Source organism: Pseudomonas imperatae (assembly GCF_057128625.1).
This window is the reverse complement of the sequence record NZ_JBSKHP010000009.1, coordinates 219,225-236,318: the sequence shown is the minus strand read 5'-3', so window position 1 is coordinate 236,318 and position 17,094 is coordinate 219,225. Positions and strand designations below refer to the sequence as shown.

14 protein-coding genes are annotated in these 17,094 nt (G+C 65.4%); 9 read left to right on the top strand and 5 right to left on the bottom strand.

All coding sequences use genetic code 11. The annotated features are described in order from the left end of the window. Nucleotides 1-218 precede the first annotated feature (218 nt). Nucleotides 219-1,598, bottom strand: coding sequence for an MFS transporter (locus ACWKWX_RS14115; RefSeq protein WP_483828089.1), 1,380 nt, complete (start codon nt 1,596-1,598; stop codon nt 219-221). 346 nt (nt 1,599-1,944) lie between these two features. On the opposite strand from ACWKWX_RS14115, the gene ACWKWX_RS14110 reads away from it, so the two are divergent. From ACWKWX_RS14110 to ACWKWX_RS14100, 3 genes are read left to right on the top strand one after another with little or no spacing between them, the layout of a single operon-like run. Further along, complete coding sequence (locus ACWKWX_RS14110) at nt 1,945-4,773, top strand: bifunctional diguanylate cyclase/phosphodiesterase (protein WP_473003392.1); 2,829 nt, start codon at nt 1,945-1,947, stop codon at nt 4,771-4,773. Nucleotides 4,774-4,827: 54 nt separating this feature from the next. Further along, the gene (locus ACWKWX_RS14105) at nt 4,828-5,118 is read left to right on the top strand and encodes a nucleotidyltransferase family protein (protein ID WP_416425457.1); all 291 of its coding nucleotides are present in this window, start codon (nt 4,828-4,830) and stop codon (nt 5,116-5,118) included. After that, nucleotides 5,115-5,462: a HepT-like ribonuclease domain-containing protein gene (locus tag ACWKWX_RS14100; RefSeq protein WP_483828088.1), complete on the top strand. Its 348-nt coding sequence runs from the start codon at nt 5,115-5,117 to the stop codon at nt 5,460-5,462. Before ACWKWX_RS14105 ends, ACWKWX_RS14100 begins: the two co-directional genes overlap by 4 nt. Before the next feature lie 100 nt (nt 5,463-5,562). On the opposite strand, the gene ACWKWX_RS14095 is transcribed toward ACWKWX_RS14100, so the two are convergent. Beyond that, nucleotides 5,563-5,802 carry a DUF3203 family protein gene (locus ACWKWX_RS14095; RefSeq protein ID WP_416425456.1) on the bottom strand — a complete coding sequence of 80 codons (240 nt, stop codon included), beginning with the start codon at nt 5,800-5,802 and terminating at the stop codon, nt 5,563-5,565. 189 nt (nt 5,803-5,991) lie between these two features. On the opposite strand from ACWKWX_RS14095, the gene ACWKWX_RS14090 reads away from it, so the two are divergent. From ACWKWX_RS14090 to ACWKWX_RS14075, 4 genes are all read left to right on the top strand, one after another. Continuing rightward, nucleotides 5,992-9,177, top strand: coding sequence for an efflux RND transporter permease subunit (locus ACWKWX_RS14090; RefSeq protein WP_483828087.1), 3,186 nt, complete (start codon nt 5,992-5,994; stop codon nt 9,175-9,177). 1 nt (nt 9,178) lies between these two features. Then, nucleotides 9,179-10,348 carry an efflux RND transporter periplasmic adaptor subunit gene (locus ACWKWX_RS14085; RefSeq protein WP_483828086.1) on the top strand — a complete coding sequence of 390 codons (1,170 nt, stop codon included), beginning with the start codon at nt 9,179-9,181 and terminating at the stop codon, nt 10,346-10,348. Next, nucleotides 10,341-11,747 carry an efflux transporter outer membrane subunit gene (locus tag ACWKWX_RS14080; RefSeq protein ID WP_483828085.1) on the top strand — a complete coding sequence of 469 codons (1,407 nt, stop codon included), beginning with the start codon at nt 10,341-10,343 and terminating at the stop codon, nt 11,745-11,747. The genes ACWKWX_RS14085 and ACWKWX_RS14080 overlap by 8 nt, the downstream gene beginning before the upstream one ends. Before the next feature lie 444 nt (nt 11,748-12,191). Continuing rightward, the gene (locus ACWKWX_RS14075; RefSeq protein WP_483828084.1) at nt 12,192-12,449 is read left to right on the top strand and encodes a hypothetical protein; all 258 of its coding nucleotides are present in this window, start codon (nt 12,192-12,194) and stop codon (nt 12,447-12,449) included. A gap of 142 nt (nt 12,450-12,591) precedes the next feature. Here ACWKWX_RS14075 and ACWKWX_RS14070 read toward each other — a convergent pair whose 3' ends face one another. Both ACWKWX_RS14070 and ACWKWX_RS14065 read right to left on the bottom strand, forming a co-directional pair. Continuing rightward, nucleotides 12,592-12,918 carry a hypothetical protein gene (locus ACWKWX_RS14070; RefSeq protein WP_483828083.1) on the bottom strand — a complete coding sequence of 109 codons (327 nt, stop codon included), beginning with the start codon at nt 12,916-12,918 and terminating at the stop codon, nt 12,592-12,594. Continuing rightward, on the bottom strand, nt 12,911-13,633 hold the full coding sequence (locus tag ACWKWX_RS14065) for a DUF4225 domain-containing protein (RefSeq protein WP_483828082.1): 723 nt from the start codon (nt 13,631-13,633) through the stop codon (nt 12,911-12,913). Before ACWKWX_RS14065 ends, ACWKWX_RS14070 begins: the two co-directional genes overlap by 8 nt. Nucleotides 13,634-14,009: 376 nt before the next feature. Between ACWKWX_RS14065 and ACWKWX_RS14060 the strand changes: the two genes are divergently transcribed. Continuing rightward, nucleotides 14,010-14,522 (top strand): MgtC/SapB family protein, encoded by a 513-nt coding sequence (locus ACWKWX_RS14060; protein ID WP_483828081.1) that lies wholly within the window; start codon nt 14,010-14,012, stop codon nt 14,520-14,522. A gap of 196 nt (nt 14,523-14,718) precedes the next feature. Here ACWKWX_RS14060 and ACWKWX_RS14055 read toward each other — a convergent pair whose 3' ends face one another. Next, nucleotides 14,719-14,880, bottom strand: coding sequence for a hypothetical protein (locus tag ACWKWX_RS14055; protein WP_416425451.1), 162 nt, complete (start codon nt 14,878-14,880; stop codon nt 14,719-14,721). A 187-nt stretch (nt 14,881-15,067) separates the two neighbouring features. On the opposite strand from ACWKWX_RS14055, the gene ACWKWX_RS14050 reads away from it, so the two are divergent. Next, nucleotides 15,068-17,086: an alpha-1,4-glucan--maltose-1-phosphate maltosyltransferase gene (locus ACWKWX_RS14050; RefSeq protein ID WP_416425450.1), complete on the top strand. Its 2,019-nt coding sequence runs from the start codon at nt 15,068-15,070 to the stop codon at nt 17,084-17,086. Nucleotides 17,087-17,094: the final 8 nt, after the last annotated feature.

Genomic DNA, 17,094 nt, shown 5'->3' with positions numbered 1-17,094 from the left:
CGTCTCCCTCGGCTCCGCCGAGGCCCGCTTGATCAACGCCTCCGGTCGGCCCGGGCGCTTAACGGGGCCAAGATCAAAGTCAAAAGCTAGATCAAGATCAAAAGCACATCAAAAGCCAGATCAAAAGCAGATCAAAAGCAGATCAAAAGCTGTTGGATACGAAAAAGCCCCGGGTTCTCATCGAAGCCGGGGCTTTTTCTTGCAGCTTGCAGCTGCTGTTACTTCACCGCCTGCATCCGCATCTGCAGGTAATCCTTCTTGTCCACTTCCTTCGCATCACGCTTGCCCAGGTCCGCCATCGGAATCCGGTAGGTTTCCTTGGCCGCGTAGGCCGCGAGGGCTGCGATGATGGTGATGCCGAACGCCATTGCACCCACTGTCATCGGGATGTTGTCCGAGCCGGGCGGGGCGATGGCGGCGAACAGGGCCGGCAGCAGCGCGGTGATCATGGTGCCCACGTTCTGCGAGATGGCCATGGCCGACACGCGGTAGCGGGTCTGGAACAGTTCCGGGTAGAAGCTTGGGAAGATCGCGTTGTAGCCCTGGTAGACCACACCCCACATCAGCAGCGACATGGTGAAGGCCAGGGGCACGCTGTGGATGCTGATCGCGTACAGGTAACCGAAGGCCAGCAGGCCCGAGCCCAGGGCGCCACCCATGATCATCGGGCGACGGCCGATCTTGTCCGACCAGTTGCCCACGAACGGGATCACCACCACGGCGACGATGTTGCCGATCACCGGGATCCACAGGTACACGCTCTTCGAGAAGCCAATGCCGTAGGCCGGCTGCACCGCGTACGCCGCACCGAAGATGGTGGCCACCACCGGGATCACGTTCATCAGCGCCATGCAGGTCACCAGGCACATGTTGCGCCAGTTATTCTGGAAGGCCTCGACGATCGGGGCTTTCGGCAGTTCGGTGCTGGCTTCTTCCTTGACGAAGGCCGGGGTCTCGTGGACCTCTTTACGGATGATGTAGCCGGCGATCAGCACGATGGCGCTGAGCAGGAACGGAATCCGCCAGCCCCAGCTGTTGAACGCATCGTCAGGCATGAAGTAGGCCAGTGGCAGGAAGATCGCCGCGGCGAAGATCTGCCCCGCCTGCACGCCCTGCAGGGTGTAGCTGGCGTAGTAGCCCCTTCTGCCGAAGGGCGCGTGCTCCATGATCATGGAACTGGCCCCGGAGATCTCACCGGCTACCGCGAAGCCCTGGATCAGGCGCAGCACCACCAGCAGGACCGGCGCCAGCATGCCAACCTGGCTATAGGTAGGCAGCAGGCCCACGGCCATGGTCGCGAAGCCCATCAGGAACATGCACAACAGCAGCACGTTCTTGCGGCCGCGGGTGTCACCCCAGTGGCCCAGGAACGCGGCACCGATCGGACGGGCGATGTAACCCACGCCATAAGTAGCCAGCGAGGCGACGATAGCGATCTTGGGGTCGGTGGACGGGAAGAAGATTTGCGGGAATATCAGCGCCGCAGCCTGGGCGTAGATAAAGAAGTCATAGTACTCGAGCGCCGAGCCAATCCAGCCGCTGGCGGTCGCTTTCTTGGTCTGCTTTGAGCCGTGGGACTCGGTGGATACTTGATCCATGGGTGTCTCCGTTGTTTTTATTATAGAGCAATATCATTTTAGGTAACGCTGGCCGTCAGCTGGGGTCGAAACCAAAACTAACTGGATAGTTAACAAATATCAGCCGCCATGATCTGTGTCAATACGGCAACCCGGTGGCCCATGCGAACCTGTGCGATTGCCGGTCATTATTATGACACCAGTGAAAAAGTTTGTGCAGCGAATGGCATCAGTGGTGCGTCTGGCGCAAGGGTTGGCGCCCGGTTGGTCTGACAGAGCTTGCCTGAAGTAGTGGCACCGCGCTATATCTTCGTCTGGCCCTGCCGATAAGGGGTTCTGCGACTGTCCGTTCTGTTGGAGCACCTTCTTGAACTTCCCCGTTTTGCCCGATGACTCACGCCTGCCGCCGGGCGAACAGACGGCCGCGTCGATTGAAGTGGTGCTGGCCGGCGCGCGCGCCTGGCCCAAGGCTTGCGCGTGGGTGTGGTACCGGGATGGCGAGCCCATGCACCGGGCGGCCCAGGGCGGCGCCTTCTGCCAGTGGCCTGCGACACTGGCAGCTGACGACCTCGACGCGTTCTGCCGCACCGAGGGCTTGCATCGCTGGCCCACCGGCCAGGGCGAGCGTGCCCTGGGCTGGCTGCTGGCGCCACGCAGCGAGGCGCACAACCTGCAGTTGGCCGAGCTCGCCCGGGAGCTGGGCACGCGGGTGCAGAGCGAGGCCCTGGCGCGGGCGCAGATCACCCAGCGGGTGCTGTACGAAATCACCTACCTGGCCAGTTCCACCCGTGACCGGGCGGCGTTCCTCGAAGGCGTGCACCGGCACCTGGCCACGCTGATCGACGCCGAGAACTTCTACCTGGCGCTGTACGACCCGCAGCACGGCAAGGTCTCGTACCCTTATTACGTGGACATCATCGACGTCGATGCCATCGAGGCCGAAAGCCACGAATACCTGGACCCCGAGTGCCTGTCGCTGACCGGCTACGTGCTGATCAGCGGCCAGCCGCTGATGGTCGACGCCGTGGGCATGCGCCGCGCCGAGCAGGAAGGGCGCTTCGCCCCCCTGGGCCATCGCCCCGAGTTCTGGATGGGCGCGCCGCTGAAGAACGCCTCGGACGAGGTGTTCGGCATGCTTGCCATGCAGGTCTACGAGGTGTCGCGCATTTATAGCGCCGAGGACCGCGAGTTGTTCCTGGTGGTGGCCCGCCACGTGGCCATGGCCCTGGACCGCATCCTGCACCGGGTCGACCTGGAGGAGACGGTGTCGCGGCGCACCCAGGAGCTGTCCGAGCTCAACGATGCCCTGCGCCAGGAAGTGGTCGAGCGCGAGCGCGCCGAACACCTGCACAGCGCACTGTTCCAGATTGCCGAGCTGTCCAGCCAGCCGGGGGACATGGCCGAGCTGTTCCAGAGCCTGCACAGCATCGTCGGCGACCTGCTGTTCGCGCGCAATTTCTACATCGCGCTGTTCGAGGTGATGACCGGCGAGGTGACCTTCCCCTATTACATCGACGAACAGAGCGCCGCCGTGCCGCCGCCACGCCGTGGCCGCCGTGGGCTGACCGAGTACGTGATCCGCCAGCGCCGGCCGTGCCTGATCGACTACGACGACGCTACCGAGCTGATGGCCAGCGGCGAGATCACCCACAACCCCGGGCCGATCCGCTCGCAGTCGTGGCTGGGCATCCCGCTGTTCGAGGGCACCCAGGTGCGCGGCGTGCTGGTGGTGCAGAGCTATTCGCCGATGATCCGCTATAGCCAGCGCGACCAGGAGTTGCTGACCTTCGTCTCCCGGCACATCGACACCGCGTTGTCGCGGCGCAGCGCCGCCGAGGCGGTGCACGCCGCCAACCTGATGCTCGAGGCGCGGGTGCAGAGCCGCACCCGCGAACTGGACCACGCCAACGCCAAGCTGCAGCATGAAAACGCCCACGACGCCCTGACCGGGCTGCCCAACCGCAGCCACCTGCAGCAACGCCTGCAGCAGGCCTGGGAGGATTTCTGCCGGCAACAGCGGCCGCTGGTGGTGATGTTCATCGACCTGGACCGCTTCAAGATGGTCAACGACAGCCTCGGTCACCATTTCGGCGACCTGCTGCTGACCCAGGCCGCCACCCGCCTGCGCAACTGCCTGCGCCAGGACGACCTGCTGGCGCGCCTGGGCGGCGACGAGTTCGCGGTGCTGGCGCCCAGCGCCGACCTCGATGTGGCGGTGGACCTCGCCGAGCGCATCCTGCTGGCCTTCGACCTGCCGTTCAACATTGACGGCCACGGGGTGTTTTCCTCGTGCAGCATCGGCATCGTCAGCGCCGACGGGCAGTTCCACCATGAGCCGGCGGACCTGCTGCGTGACGCCGACACCGCCATGTACCGGGTCAAGAACGCCGGCCGCGACAGTTTCGCGGTGTTCAACCAGCAGGTGCGCCGCGAGGTTACCGACCAGATGGAGCGCGAGGGCGCCTTGCGCAACGCGCTCAAGCGCGACGACGAGCTGCTGGCGTATTTCCAGCCCATCGTCAGCGTCGAAAGCGGTGCGGTGGTGGCGCTGGAGGCGCTGATCCGCTGGCGCCAGGCCGACGGCCGCATCACCGCGCCAGGGCAGTTCCTGCCGGCGCTGGAAGGCCTGCGGCTGATTGGCCGGCTGGACCTGTACATGCTCAACCGCATCGCCGAAATCCTCGCCCGGCCCGAGCACGCGCACTGGCCGCCGGTGCACGTCAACTGTTCCAGCTACAGCATCACCCGGCCCGAGTTTGCCAGCGAAGTGCTGGCGCTGCTGCAGCGCCACGGCATCGACGCCCACCGCCTGTGCCTGGAACTGACCGAAGGCGGCCTGGTGGCCGAGCCCGAGCGCGCCCGGCAGACCATGCAGCAACTGGCCGAACACGGCCTGAGCGTGATGCTCGACGACTTCGGCGCCGGCTTCTCGTCGCTCAGCTACGTGCACCAGTACCGCTTCAGCGGCCTGAAGATCGACAAATCCTTCATCCTCGAACTGACCGCCAGCGAACGCAGCCGCGCCATCGTCCGCGCCATCGTGCGCATGGCCGACTCGCTGGGGCTGCCAGTGGTGGCCGAAGGCGTGGAAGACGAGGCCACCTTGCAGCTGCTCAAGGAGATGGGCGCGTCGCAGGCGCAGGGGTATTACTTTGCGCGGCCGATGGCGATGGAGTTGCTGGAGTTGCCGCAGTGAGGCAGTTACGGATGGTAGACTGCCAATACCGAGCCGACCAAAGGACCGATTGTCATGCGCCCATCCGTTGCCCTTCTTAACAAGGAAGCTGCTGTCCGTGAGGTCGTGGGGCGCTTCCGCACCGCCAATCCTCGGGTTTTTGGCTCGGTACTGCAGGGTACCGACCAGGATGGCAGTGACCTGGACTTGCTGGTAGACGCGTTGCCTGGTGCAACACTGTTTGACTTGGGTGGGCTGCAGGCCGAATTGGAAGACCTGTTGGGGGTAGCGGTCGATGTGCTGACGCCGGGTGATCTTCCGATCAAATTCAGGGAGCGGGTCGTCGCTCAGGCGCGCCCGGTATGACGGAGCAACGGCTTGATGACTACCTGGCGCATATCCGCGAGGCTGCCCAGGATGCCCTTGTCTTTGTCGAAGGGCTTCAGATCGAAGAGTTTCTCGAGGATAAGCGCACGCAACAGGCGGTAATCATGAGCCTCGTCATTCTTGGCGAAGCATCGACCAAAGTCATGGATAAATATCCTGAGTTTGCTGCGGCACATCCAGACGTTCCTTGGCGCAGCATGAGAACCATGCGCAACCGAATTGCTCATGGGTATTTTGACATCAACCTCGAAATCGTCTGGCAGACGGTGAAATCCGCGCTGCCCGATTTGCTTGGCGTGCTGCCTTCGCAAACCCAACGCTGACTCAGCCTTCGGCACGCGCTCCCTGTAGCAGCGGCCGCCAGGCCGCGTCAGGGGCGCCGCAGTTGACTGGGGACGCAGCCTGCGGCAGCTGCTACGGGGGTTAGATGACCGAACCGGGCACGCTGGCCTTGACGTGGTGGCGGGCGTCCACTGCGCCGGCCACGGTGAGGGCGTCGGCCTCGGCCTCGGTGATGGGCACACGATGGCCATTGAGCTCGGCGATGGACATGCGCAACTGGTCGTCGGTGGTGATGCGCACGTCGGTCGCCAGGCCTTCGCAACGCCTGTCGGCGTCGACCAGGGTGCAACGTTGGGTCTGGGCATTGATTTCCACGGGCATGGCTCCTCTCCTTGTTCTGTTGGGCACTCAAGGGTTGGACAACAGCCATGCGGCGCGGGCCCTTCGCGCTGATCAACGGTCGGCCGATTAAAGGTTCTTCAGGCTACTCCTCACAAACGTTTGCCGGGCCTACACTGATCCGGCGTGTGCCTGGTGGTGGCGTCCTGTCCTGCGTACGGAACAAACCCGATGCTTGGAATTGTGCGTGTCGCGCTGAACCGGCCCTATACCTTCGTGGTGTTGGCCATTTTCATCCTCATCGTCGGCCCCCTGGCGGCGTGGCGGACGCCTACGGACATTTTTCCGGAAATCCGTATTCCGGTCATCGCCGTGATCTGGCAATACACCGGCCTGCCGCCCGACCAGATGGCCGGGCGCATCACCTCGCCGTTCGAGCGGGTGCTGACCACCACGGTGAACGACGTGCGCCACATCGACGCCGAGTCGCTGAACGGCTTCGGCATCGTCAAGGTGTACTTCCAGCCCAACGTCAACATCAGCACCGCCAACGCCCAGCTGACCTCGGTAGCCCAGGTGATCCTGCGGCAGCTGCCGCCGGGTACCACGCCGCCGCTGATCCTCAACTACAGCGCTTCCACCGTGCCCATCGTGCAGCTGGCGCTGTCGGGCCAGGGCCTGAGCGAGCAGCGCCTGGGCGACCTGGGCCTGAACAGCGTGCGCCTGCTGCTGACCTCGGTGGCCGGCGCCGCCATGCCGTACCCGTTCGGCGGCAAGAGCCGCCAGGTGCAGATCGACATCGACTCCGCTGCCCTGCAGGCCCGCGGCCTGTCGGCCCAGGACGTGGCCAACGCCCTGGCCGGGCAGAACCTGATCACGCCGGTGGGCACCGAGAAAATCGGCCGTTACGAATACGTCATGCAGCTGAACAACGCGCCCTCGGCCATTGCCGACCTGGAAGCCCTGCCCATCAAGGCCGCCGACGGCACCACGGTGCTGATGCGCGACGTGGCCAGCGTGCGCGACGGCGCGCCGCCGCAAACCAACATCGTCCACGTCAACGGCAGCCGCTCGGTGCTGATCACCGTGCTCAAGACCGGTTCGGCGTCCACCCTGGGGGTGATCGCCGGCATCAAGGACAAACTGGCCGAATCCAAGGCGGCCTTGCCCGACAACCTCAAGATCGATTTCATCGGCGACCAGTCGCTGTTCGTCCGCGCCGCCATCAGCAGCGTGGCCCGCGAGGCGGTGATTGCCGCAGCGCTGACCAGCCTGATGATTTTGCTGTTCCTGGGCAGCTGGCGCTCGACGGTGATCATCGCCGTGTCGATTCCCTTGGCCATCCTGGCTTCCATCGCCACCCTGGCGGCGCTGGGGGAAACCCTGAACATCATGACCCTGGGCGGCCTGGCCCTGGCCGTGGGCATCCTGGTGGACGATGCGACGGTGACCATTGAAAACATCAACTGGCACCTGGAGCAGGGCAAGCAGGTGCGCGAAGCGATCCTCGACGGCGCGGCGCAGATCGTCACCCCGGCGTTCGTGTCGCTGCTGTGCATCTGCATCGTGTTCGTGCCGATGTTTTTCCTCGACGGCATCGCCCGCTTCCTGTTCGTGCCGATGGCCGAGGCGGTGATGTTCGCCATGATCGCCTCGTTCATCCTGTCGCGCACCCTGGTGCCGACCATGGCCAACTTCCTGCTCAAGCCCCACGAAGCGCACGAGGAAGGCGTGCACAAACAGCCCTCGCGCAACCCGTTGGTACGCTTCCAGCAAGGCTTCGAGGCGCGTTTCGAACAGATACGCGAGGGCTACCATGGCCTGCTCGAACGGGTGCTGCACCGGCGTGGATTGTTCCTGCTGGCGTTTTTCGCCTTCGTGCTGCTGTCGTTCGGGCTGGCGCCGTTCCTGGGGCGGGACTTCTTCCCCAGCGTCGACTCCGGGCAGATCCTGATGCACGTCCGCGTGCCGGTGGGCACCCGCATTGAAGACACCGCACAGGTGATCTACCGCGTCGAGCAGGCCGTGCGGGGCATCGTGCCCGCCGAGGAGCTGGGCGCGGTGGTGGACAACATCGGGCTGTCGGTGAGCGGCATCAACACCGCGTACAACAACACCGGCACCGTCGGTTCCCAGGACAGTGACGTGCAGATCTCGTTGAACGAGGGCCACCGCGCCACGGCCGACTATATCCGCCAGATGCGCGAGCAACTGCCCCAGGCGTTCCCCGGCGTGGTGTTCTCGTTCCCGCCCTCGGACATCGTCGGGCAGATCCTCAACTTCGGTTCGGCCGCGCCCATCGACCTGCAGGTGTCGGGGGCCAACCTGGCCGGCAACTTCGCCTACGCCAACAGCGTGCTGCGCGAGATTCGCCGGGTGCCGGGGGTGGTGGACGCGCGGCTGCAGCAGTCTCGGCAATTGCCCAGCTTCAAGATCAACGTCGACCGTACCCGCGCGCAACTGGTGGGCATCACCGAGCGCGACATCACCAATAGCCTGGTGGTGAACCTGGCCGGTTCCAGCCAGGTGGCGCCCACCTATTGGCTGAACAACGCGAACGGCATTTCCTACCCCATCGTGCTGCAGACGCCGCAGTACAAGCTGGACACCCTGGGCGCGCTGCATGACCTGCCGCTGAGCGCCAGCGGGCAGGGTGCCAACGGGCAACTGCTGGGCGGCCTGGCGACGTTCGAGCGCAGCCAGAGCAATTCGGTGCTGACCCAGTCGGACATCCAGCCGGTGGTGGAGGTGTACGCGTCGATCCAGGGGCGCGACCTGGGCGCGGTGGCGGCGGATATCCAGGCCATCATCGATGCCCACGGCAAAGACCTGCCCAAGGGCTCCAAGGCTACGCTGCAGGGCCAGGTGCAAACCATGAACAGCGCGTTCAACGGCATGTTCTTCGGCCTGCTGGGGGCGGTGGTGCTGATCTATCTGCTGATCGTGGTCAACTTCCAGTCCTGGCTCGACCCGTTCGTGATCATCACCGCCCTGCCGGCGGCCCTGGCGGGTATTGTGTGGATGCTGTTCGCCACCCACACCACGCTGTCGGTGCCGGTGCTGACCGGGGCCATCATGTGCATGGGCGTGGCCACCGCCAACTCGATTTTGGTGGTGAGCTTCTGCCGCGAGCGCCTCAACGAACATGGCGACTCGCTGAAAGCCGCCCTGGAGGCCGGCTACACCCGGTTCCGGCCGGTCTTGATGACGGCCCTGTCGATGATCATCGGCATGGCGCCCATGGCCCTGAGCCTGGGCGAGGGCGGTGAGCAGAACGCACCCCTGGGCCGGGCGGTGATCGGCGGGCTGGCCTTCGCCACCTGCGCCACGCTGTTCCTGGTGCCGGCCATTTTCAGCATTGTCCATGCCCGTGACGGGCGCGAGGCCGTTGCCCAGCGCAGCGGCCAGGAGGCCTGACATGTCAGCGCAGCATTCGGCAAGCTCCCGGCGCGACCGCCTGGCACTGATCGGGGGGGTGGTGCTGGTGATTGTGGTGGTGGTCGCCGGGGTCAGCACTCGCGCCACCGAGTCGCGCAACCTCAAGACCTGGACCGACACCCAGGCCATGCCCACGGTGGTGCTGATCGCGCCGAGCCGGCCGGACAAGGGCCCGGTGCTGAACCTGCCGGGGCGCCTTGAAGCCTGGTCGCGGGCCTCGATCTTCGCCCGGGTCAGCGGCTACCTGAAATCCTGGACCGTGGACATTGGCGGCAAGGTCAAGGCCGGGCAGTTGCTGGCCGAGATCGATGCCCCGGAGCTGGACCAGCAGTTGCTGCAGGCCCGGGCCCAGTTGGCCACCAGCCAGGCCAACGCGCAACTGGCGGCCACCACCGCCCACCGCTGGCAGGTGATGCTGGCGTCCGATTCGGTGTCGCGCCAGGACGTCGATCAACGCGTCGGTGACCTGGCGGCCAAACAGGCCGAAGTCGCCTCCGCCAAGGCCAACGTCGATCGGTTGCTGGCCACCAAGGGCTTCCAGCGGCTGGTGGCGCCCTTCGATGGCGTGGTCACCGCGCGCGCCACCGACGTCGGTGCGTTGATCAACGCCGGCAGCGGCGGCACCGGGCCGGAGCTGTTCGCGGTGTCCGACATCAGCCGCCTGCGCGTGTACGTGCAGGTGCCCCAGGCCTTTGCCGCGCAGGTGCGCGAAGGCACCAGCGCCAGCCTCACCGTGCCCGAATACCCCAAGGACAGCTTCCAGGCCAAGGTGGTGGCCCGTGCGGACGCCATCAACCCGGCCTCAGGCGCCACCCTGGTGCAATTGATGGTCGACAACAAGGCCGCGCGGCTGATGCCGGGGGCGTTCGCCAACGTGCGCTTCGACCTGCCGACCCAGGCCGACACCCTGCGCCTGCCGGCCAGCGCGCTGCTGTTTGATGACCAGGGGCTGCGCGTGGCGACCCTGGACGGCAACGACCACGTCAAATTCAAGACCGTGACCATCGCCCGCGATTTCGGCGACACGGTGGAGATCGGCTCGGGCCTGACGCCGAATGACCGGGTCATCGACACCCCGCCCGATGGCCTGGCCGACAACGACGCGGTGAAGATCAGCCCGCCGCCCCAGCAGGGCAGCAACCATGGTTAAGCGCCTTGCGGCCCTGTGCCTGGCCGTGTTGCCCTGTGCCTGTTCGCTGGCGCCGCCTTATAAAGTGCCACCCATCGACACCGCGGCGCAGTACCGCAACGTCGGGCCCTGGGCGCCGGCGCAACCGGCCGACCAGATGAACCGCGACGGCTGGTGGACGATTTACCACGACAGCCGCCTGAACGCCCTGCAGCAGCAACTGGCCGCCAACAACCCCGACCTCAGCGCCGCCGTCGCCCACTACGCCCAGGCCCAGGCGTTCCTGGCCCAGGTGCGCTCCGACCTGTTCCCCACGCTCAAGGGCTTTGCCAATCCCCAGCGTATCCGCCAATCCGACACCCGCCCACTGCGCGCCACCGGTGGGCCCAGCGACTACAACTCGGTGACCGTGGGCGTGGAGCTGGACTACGAGGTCGACCTGTGGGGGCGGGTGCGCAACTCGGTCGACGCTGGCGCCGACGAGGCCCAGGCCGCCGTTGCCGACCTGGCGTCGGCACGGCTGAGCCTGCAGACCCAGCTCACCGACGACTACATTCGCCTGCGCGGGCTGGACCAGCAGACCCAACTGCTGCGCGCCACCACCGACGCCTTCGCCAAGGCCCTGAACCTCACCGAAGGCCTGCATGGCGGCGGCATCGTCTCCGGCCTGGACGTGGCGCGGGCGCGCACCCAGCTGTCGTCGGCCAAGTCGCAGCTGTCGCAGAACCAGGCCCAGCGGGCGCTGATGGAGCACGCCATCGCCGCCCTGGTCGGCGCCCAGCCGGCCCAGTTCAGCGTGCCGGTGGACACCGCGCGCATCGAACTGCCGGTGGTGCCCGCGGGGGTGCCGTCGGCGCTGCTGCAACGCCGCCCCGACATCGCCGCGGCCGAACGCCGGGTGGCCGAGGCCAACGCCAAGATCGGTATCGCCCGCGCCGCCTATTTCCCCACCATCACCCTCAGCCCGCAAATCGGCTACCAGAGCGACCAGTACGCCGGCCTGCTGGCGGCGCCCAACCTGTTCTGGTCCATCGGCCCCTCGCTGGTGGCCACCCTGCTCGATGGCGGCAAGCGCAAGGCCGGCGTCGACGCCGCCCGCGCCGCCACCGACGAAGCCGCCGGCCACTACCGCAGCACCGTGCTCGGCGCCTTCCAACAGGTGGAAGACAACCTCACCCTGATCGCCGGCCTGGGCAGCGCCCTGCAGGACCAGCGCGACGCCGCCAGCGCCGCCCACGACTCGGAAAACCTCGCCCTGTCGCGCTACAAGGACGGCGCCGTGGGCTACCTCGACGTGGTCGAGGCCCAGACCGCCGCCTTGCAGGCGCAAAGCGGCGTGCTCGACCTGCAGACACGGCAGTTGAGCGCCAACGTACAGCTGGTAAAAGCCCTCGGCGGCGGTTGGAGCACAACCCTGTAGCAGCGGCCGCAGGCCGCGTCCGGGCTGAACGCGGTGCCCCAGGCATGGCGGCGGCGTTTGTGACGCGGCCTCTGGGCCGCTGCTACACGGAGTGCTGCCCGTAGCAGCGGCCGCAGGCCGCGTCCGGGGCCGAACGCGGTGCCCCAGGCATTCCGGCGGCGCCTGTGACGCGGCCTTTGGGCCGCTGCTACGGGGCCTTCCAATTCGTAGGCACGGCGAATGCCGGAGAAGCCTTGGTTGCCAAGGCAGGTTGAACCCAACGGCAGTTGCCCCTATCGTTCGGCCCTTCGCTGCACCTGCAGCGGTGTTCAATGGCGGCTGTGCGCGGGAGACCTTCGGGTCTGCCGGGTTTTCTAACTTACCGGTTCGCCAACCTGCGTACAGCTGCCACCCATTCGTTTGGCGACGAAAGGGTGGTTTGTTCAACCAAGTTAGGAATTCACCATGACGCAATTTCTTGCCGTAAAAGCTGGCTCCGCCGATTTTCCGGTCCTTCACATCGACACCGACGCCCCTTTAACCGCACTTGCGGATTGTGCAATGCACAGGATCGGCGCTGGCACCGGTCTGCTCGATAGCCTGCTATCCCTGAAGGTGGAAGGTGTCGACGATATTGATCTGAAGCGGATCGGCACCGCAGCGTATCTGTTGTGCCAGGACGGGATGGATGTGCTGGCGGTCATGCGCCACCGTCTCGGCTAGGCCGTCGATCCCGTAGCAGCGGCCGCAGGCCGCGTCAGGTGTTGAACGCGGTGCCGCAGGCATTGCGGTGGCGTTTGTGACGCGGCCTTTGGGCTGCTGCTACGGGGCGGTGTTACTGACGGGTTCGCGCTTGGTTGCGACTTCAGCGTTTTCTCCAAAAAAACCAGCTGTTCATCTTTTCATGTCGGGGGAACGACGCGGCCTGGAAAAAAATGCTGATAAACGCTACCCATTTAACCAAGTCATTATTTTCCAGGGCAACAACGGGGCTGAGAGAAAAGAGAAAGCTGCCATTGTCCGATACGCTCAACTGGGATGCGCACCAAAGCACCGAGAGCGCCACATGGGGCCACACCCAATGCTTCAATTTTTCAGAGCCGGAAATCTTTTCAGCAGCAAGCCGAAAAAGAAGGATTACACCGAGCGAAGTGAGGGCGTAAAGCGCTGCCACTATGGCGGTACTACTCATCATGTTTCTTTGCGTCGGTGTACAGTGTCTTTAGGGTGGCGGTGCCTGCCGCAGCATCCAACCCCAGCGCTAGGCCGCTTGACTGCCGGTAGCTCCTGACGTAATCAGCCCGCACATACCTGAACAGACGCCAGGCCTCAGGCCTTCGGACAAGTCGGGCTACTCCATAAATCGACATTCCCACATCCACTGCCCCGTATGCCATATTTCCTTCAAGCTCGCCGGCGCCCATGAACCGTGCGGCATGTTGATAAACCTTGCGCACAGGACCTTGTGTGCTCGATTGCCCTTGCAGCAGGTCTCTCCCATTTTCGTACACATTGTTCGCTCCGTGTAGCATCAGGGGAATTCCAAAAGTAGGACACAACCAACCAGCAGAGCCATAACAGATTCCAACGCCTGCCCCGACCTGAAACGCCCCCGCCAGCGCACCCACTCCTTTCAACGCAATAACCTTCGACTGCGCCAGCAAATCGCGCTGTTCTTCTTCCAGCACCTGCAAGCCTTGCGCAGGTGAGATTGTTGCGGCCTTCACCTGCCGAACGATATCGTCGACGTGATCGGCCATCTCGCGGTCAAACCCGCGTCGCAGGGTGGTGTCCCTCACGTGTCGGGCACTCAGCAGGCAGGCCTGGCTGGCCAGCAGGCGCGCGGCCTGGGCTACGTCCAGGCAGTCGCAGTGCTGGCGTTTGTGCGGCTCGATCAATGGCCTCATGGGCAGGCTTCCCGTCCTGTGCAATGAACGGCGCAGGGTAGAAACCGCAGCCGCTGCCGCGATAGCAGCCGTTTCCTGTAACGCTGTAGGAAAAGTCTCTGCTGGAGCTGCCGCATCCTTCGTAGCAGCGGCCGCAGGCCGCGTCAGGTGCTGAACGCGGTGCCCCAGGCGTTGCGGCGGCGGCTGTGACGCGGCCTTCGGGCCGCTGCTGCACGAAGTGCCGCCCGTAGCAGCGGCCGCAGGCCGCGTCCGGCGCTGAACGCGGTGTGCCAGGCATGGTTGCGGCGCCTGTGACGCGGCCTATGGCCGCTGCTGCGGGCACTTCCCGGGCGGGGGGAGGGTCAATAGCTCAAGTTCCCCCGTGAAGGCCCTTGCAATGAACGCCTGGTGGCATGAAGCCTGGAACACCCTGGTCGCCGAATTCGCCGACATCACCGACGCTTCGCAACTGACCCGCGTCGCCGTGCGCCTGCTGATGGCCGGGGTGCTGGGCGGCATTCTCGGTTTTGAACGCGAGCACAAGGGCAAGGCGGCCGGGGTGCGCACGCACATGCTGGTCTCCCTGGGCGCCGCGCTGTTCATCCTGGTGCCGCAAATGGCCGGTGCCGACCCCGCGGCCATCAGCCGGGTGGTGCAGGGGCTGGTGGCGGGCATCGGCTTTCTGGGCGCGGGGACGATTCTCAAGGGCCATGCCGAGGATGCCCATCACGTGAAGGGCCTGACCACCGCGGCGGGCCTGTGGATGACTGCCGCCATCGGCGTCGCCGCCGGCATGGGGCGCGAGGCCACGGCGTTGCTCAGCACGCTGCTGGCGCTGGGCGTGCTGGCAGTCATGCCGATCGTGGTGGGGCGCTACGAAGCCAAGGACCCGTCACCCCGCGACCCGTAGCAGGAATGTCTTGTGGGAGCTGGCTTGCCAGCGAGCTTTTATGGCCCCAACAGCTCGCTGGCAAGCCAGCTCCCACAGGACGCAGCCTGCGGGGGAGCGCGTTGTCGGGAAAAATTTCATGACCCTAGAGTCACGCTTATTCCCGGCGCATCTATGCTCTCTAGTCGCTATCGCGAAAAAATCCGTTCATGTCCGTTCACAGCTGCGCCGGCGGCTCCTGGCTGGGTGGATCGCCCACGGTAGGCGGCACGGTGGGTTTCACCGGCAGCTCGTCCGGGTCCACGTTGGGGTCGGGCGGCGGCAGGGTCGGGTCGTCGATGTTGGGGTCCGGCGTTTCGGCGGGGATAGGGATATTCATGGGGTTCCTCGCAGTTTTCGGGGTACTCAGGGATCTGGACAGCAGGCAGCCGCCGATGACTCCCGGGCATCACTGCTGCTGAACTTTCAGCACCCCCATGGCTCGGAACTTAAGTCAGGCGTTGGCACCCCTGTGCCGGCGTTAACGGTAATGGATGAGCGTCCTTGGGGCGTGGAGGAGATGCTCGATGACCGCGGATCAACCCTTCGAAACCGGCCAGGCGGCCGAGCAGAGCAATGAACAGGCGCTGAGCCTGTCCCAGGCCCTGCTGTTGCCACGAATCGTGATCGAAAACACCACGCCCGCCATCGACGGCGGCCAGTTTGCGGTGAAGGCCGTCACCGGCCAGACCCTGACGGTGAACAGCAAGGTCTACGCCGACGGCCACGACAAGCTGGCCGTGGTGCTGCGCTGGCGCGCCCTGGGCTCGGACAGCTGGCACAGCGTGGGCATGAAGGACCTGGGCAACGACAGCTGGCAGGGCCACTTCAGCGTCGGCCAGGTGGGCCGCCATGTGTTCAGCATCGAGGCCTGGATCGATCACTTCGCCAGCTACCGCTACGAGCTGGAAAAGAAATACGCCGCCGGCGTGCCCATCGGCCTGGAGCTTGAAGAAGGCCGCCTGCACCTGGTGCACAGCGCCGAGAAAAGCGAAGAGGGCTTGCGCCGCCAACTGCTGCACCTGCACGATCAGTTCCAGGGCCTGGACCCGGACGGCCAGGTGGCGCTGCTGCTGCAGAAGGACACCGCCGCGCTGATGAGCCTGGCCGACCCCCAGGCCTACCTCAGCAAGAGCCAGCTGTTCCCGGTGGAAGTGGAGCGCGAGCGCGCCCAGTTCGCCAGTTGGTACGAGCTGTTCCCGCGCTCGATCACCGATGACCCGGCCCGCCACGGCACCTTCAACGACGTCCACGAACGCCTGCCGATGATCCGCGACATGGGCTTCGACGTGCTGTATTTCCCGCCCATCCACCCCATCGGCCGCAAGCACCGCAAGGGCCGCAACAACTCCCTGGAGGCCGGCCCGGACGACCCCGGCAGCCCGTACGCGATCGGCAGCGCCGACGGCGGCCACGACGCCATTCACCCGCAGCTGGGCAGCCGCGAGGACTTCCGCCGGTTAGTGGCCGCTGCCGCCGACCACGGCCTGGAGATTGCCCTGGACTTCGCCATCCAGTGCTCCCAGGACCACCCCTGGCTGGTGGAACACCCGGGCTGGTTCAGCTGGCGCCCGGACGGCACCATTCGCTACGCGGAAAACCCGCCGAAGAAATACCAGGACATCGTCAACGTCGACTTCTACGCCGCCGACGCCATTCCCAGCCTGTGGCTGGCCCTGCGCGACGTGGTGGTGGGCTGGGTGGAGCAGGGGGTGAAAATCTTCCGCGTCGACAACCCGCACACCAAGCCGCTGCCGTTCTGGCAATGGCTGATCGAGGACGTGCGCCGCGACCATCCAGAGGTGATGTTCCTCGCCGAGGCGTTCACCAAGCCGGCGATGATGGCGCGCCTGGGCAAGGTCGGTTACTCCCAGAGCTACACCTACTTCACCTGGCGCAACACCAAGGCCGAGCTGACCGAGTACTTCACCCAGCTCAACCAGCCGCCGTGGGCCGACTGCTACCGGCCGAATTTCTTCGTCAACACGCCGGACATCAACCCGTTCTTCCTGCATGAATCCGGGCGCGCCGGCTTCCTTATCCGCGCCGCCCTGGCCACCATGGGCTCGGGCCTGTGGGGCATGTATTCGGGCTTCGAGCTGTGCGAGTCGGCGCCCATTCCCGGCAAGGAAGAGTACCTGGACTCGGAGAAGTACGAGATCCGCCCGCGCGACTACACCGCGCCGGGCAACATCATCGCCGAGATCGCCCAGCTCAACCGTATCCGCCGGCAGAACCCGGCGCTGCAGACGCACCTGGGCCTGCAGGTGCTGCAGTGCTGGAACGACAACATCCTCTATTTCGCCAAGCGCACCGCCGACCGCCGCAACTACATCCTGGTGGCCGTCAGCCTCGACCCCTACAACGTGCAGGAGGCGCACTTCGAACTGCCGCTGTGGGAGTTGGGCCTGGACGACAACGCCGCCACGTCGGGCGAGGACCTGATGACCGGCCACCGCTGGACCTGGTACGGCAAGACCCAATGGATGCGCATCGACCCCGGCTACCAGCCGTTCGGCATCTGGCGCATCAGCGCGGCGCTCTGAAAAGGACC

What these genes read in the sequence shown, in the direction of transcription:
- ACWKWX_RS14115 (WP_483828089.1), bottom strand. Translation starts at nt 1,598, where the DNA reads ATGGATCAAGTATCCACCGAGTCCCACGGCTCAAAGCAGACCAAGAAA.
- ACWKWX_RS14105 (WP_416425457.1), top strand. Translation starts at nt 4,828, where the DNA reads ATGCGCCCATCCGTTGCCCTTCTTAACAAGGAAGCTGCTGTCCGTGAG.
- ACWKWX_RS14100 (WP_483828088.1), top strand. Translation starts at nt 5,115, where the DNA reads ATGACGGAGCAACGGCTTGATGACTACCTGGCGCATATCCGCGAGGCT.
- ACWKWX_RS14095 (WP_416425456.1), bottom strand. Translation starts at nt 5,802, where the DNA reads ATGCCCGTGGAAATCAATGCCCAGACCCAACGTTGCACCCTGGTCGAC.
- ACWKWX_RS14090 (WP_483828087.1), top strand. Translation starts at nt 5,992, where the DNA reads ATGCTTGGAATTGTGCGTGTCGCGCTGAACCGGCCCTATACCTTCGTG.
- ACWKWX_RS14085 (WP_483828086.1), top strand. Translation starts at nt 9,179, where the DNA reads ATGTCAGCGCAGCATTCGGCAAGCTCCCGGCGCGACCGCCTGGCACTG.
- ACWKWX_RS14080 (WP_483828085.1), top strand. Translation starts at nt 10,341, where the DNA reads ATGGTTAAGCGCCTTGCGGCCCTGTGCCTGGCCGTGTTGCCCTGTGCC.
- ACWKWX_RS14075 (WP_483828084.1), top strand. Translation starts at nt 12,192, where the DNA reads ATGACGCAATTTCTTGCCGTAAAAGCTGGCTCCGCCGATTTTCCGGTC.
- ACWKWX_RS14070 (WP_483828083.1), bottom strand. Translation starts at nt 12,918, where the DNA reads ATGAGTAGTACCGCCATAGTGGCAGCGCTTTACGCCCTCACTTCGCTC.
- ACWKWX_RS14065 (WP_483828082.1), bottom strand. Translation starts at nt 13,633, where the DNA reads ATGAGGCCATTGATCGAGCCGCACAAACGCCAGCACTGCGACTGCCTG.
- ACWKWX_RS14060 (WP_483828081.1), top strand. Translation starts at nt 14,010, where the DNA reads ATGAACGCCTGGTGGCATGAAGCCTGGAACACCCTGGTCGCCGAATTC.
- ACWKWX_RS14055 (WP_416425451.1), bottom strand. Translation starts at nt 14,880, where the DNA reads ATGAATATCCCTATCCCCGCCGAAACGCCGGACCCCAACATCGACGAC.
- ACWKWX_RS14050 (WP_416425450.1), top strand. Translation starts at nt 15,068, where the DNA reads ATGACCGCGGATCAACCCTTCGAAACCGGCCAGGCGGCCGAGCAGAGC.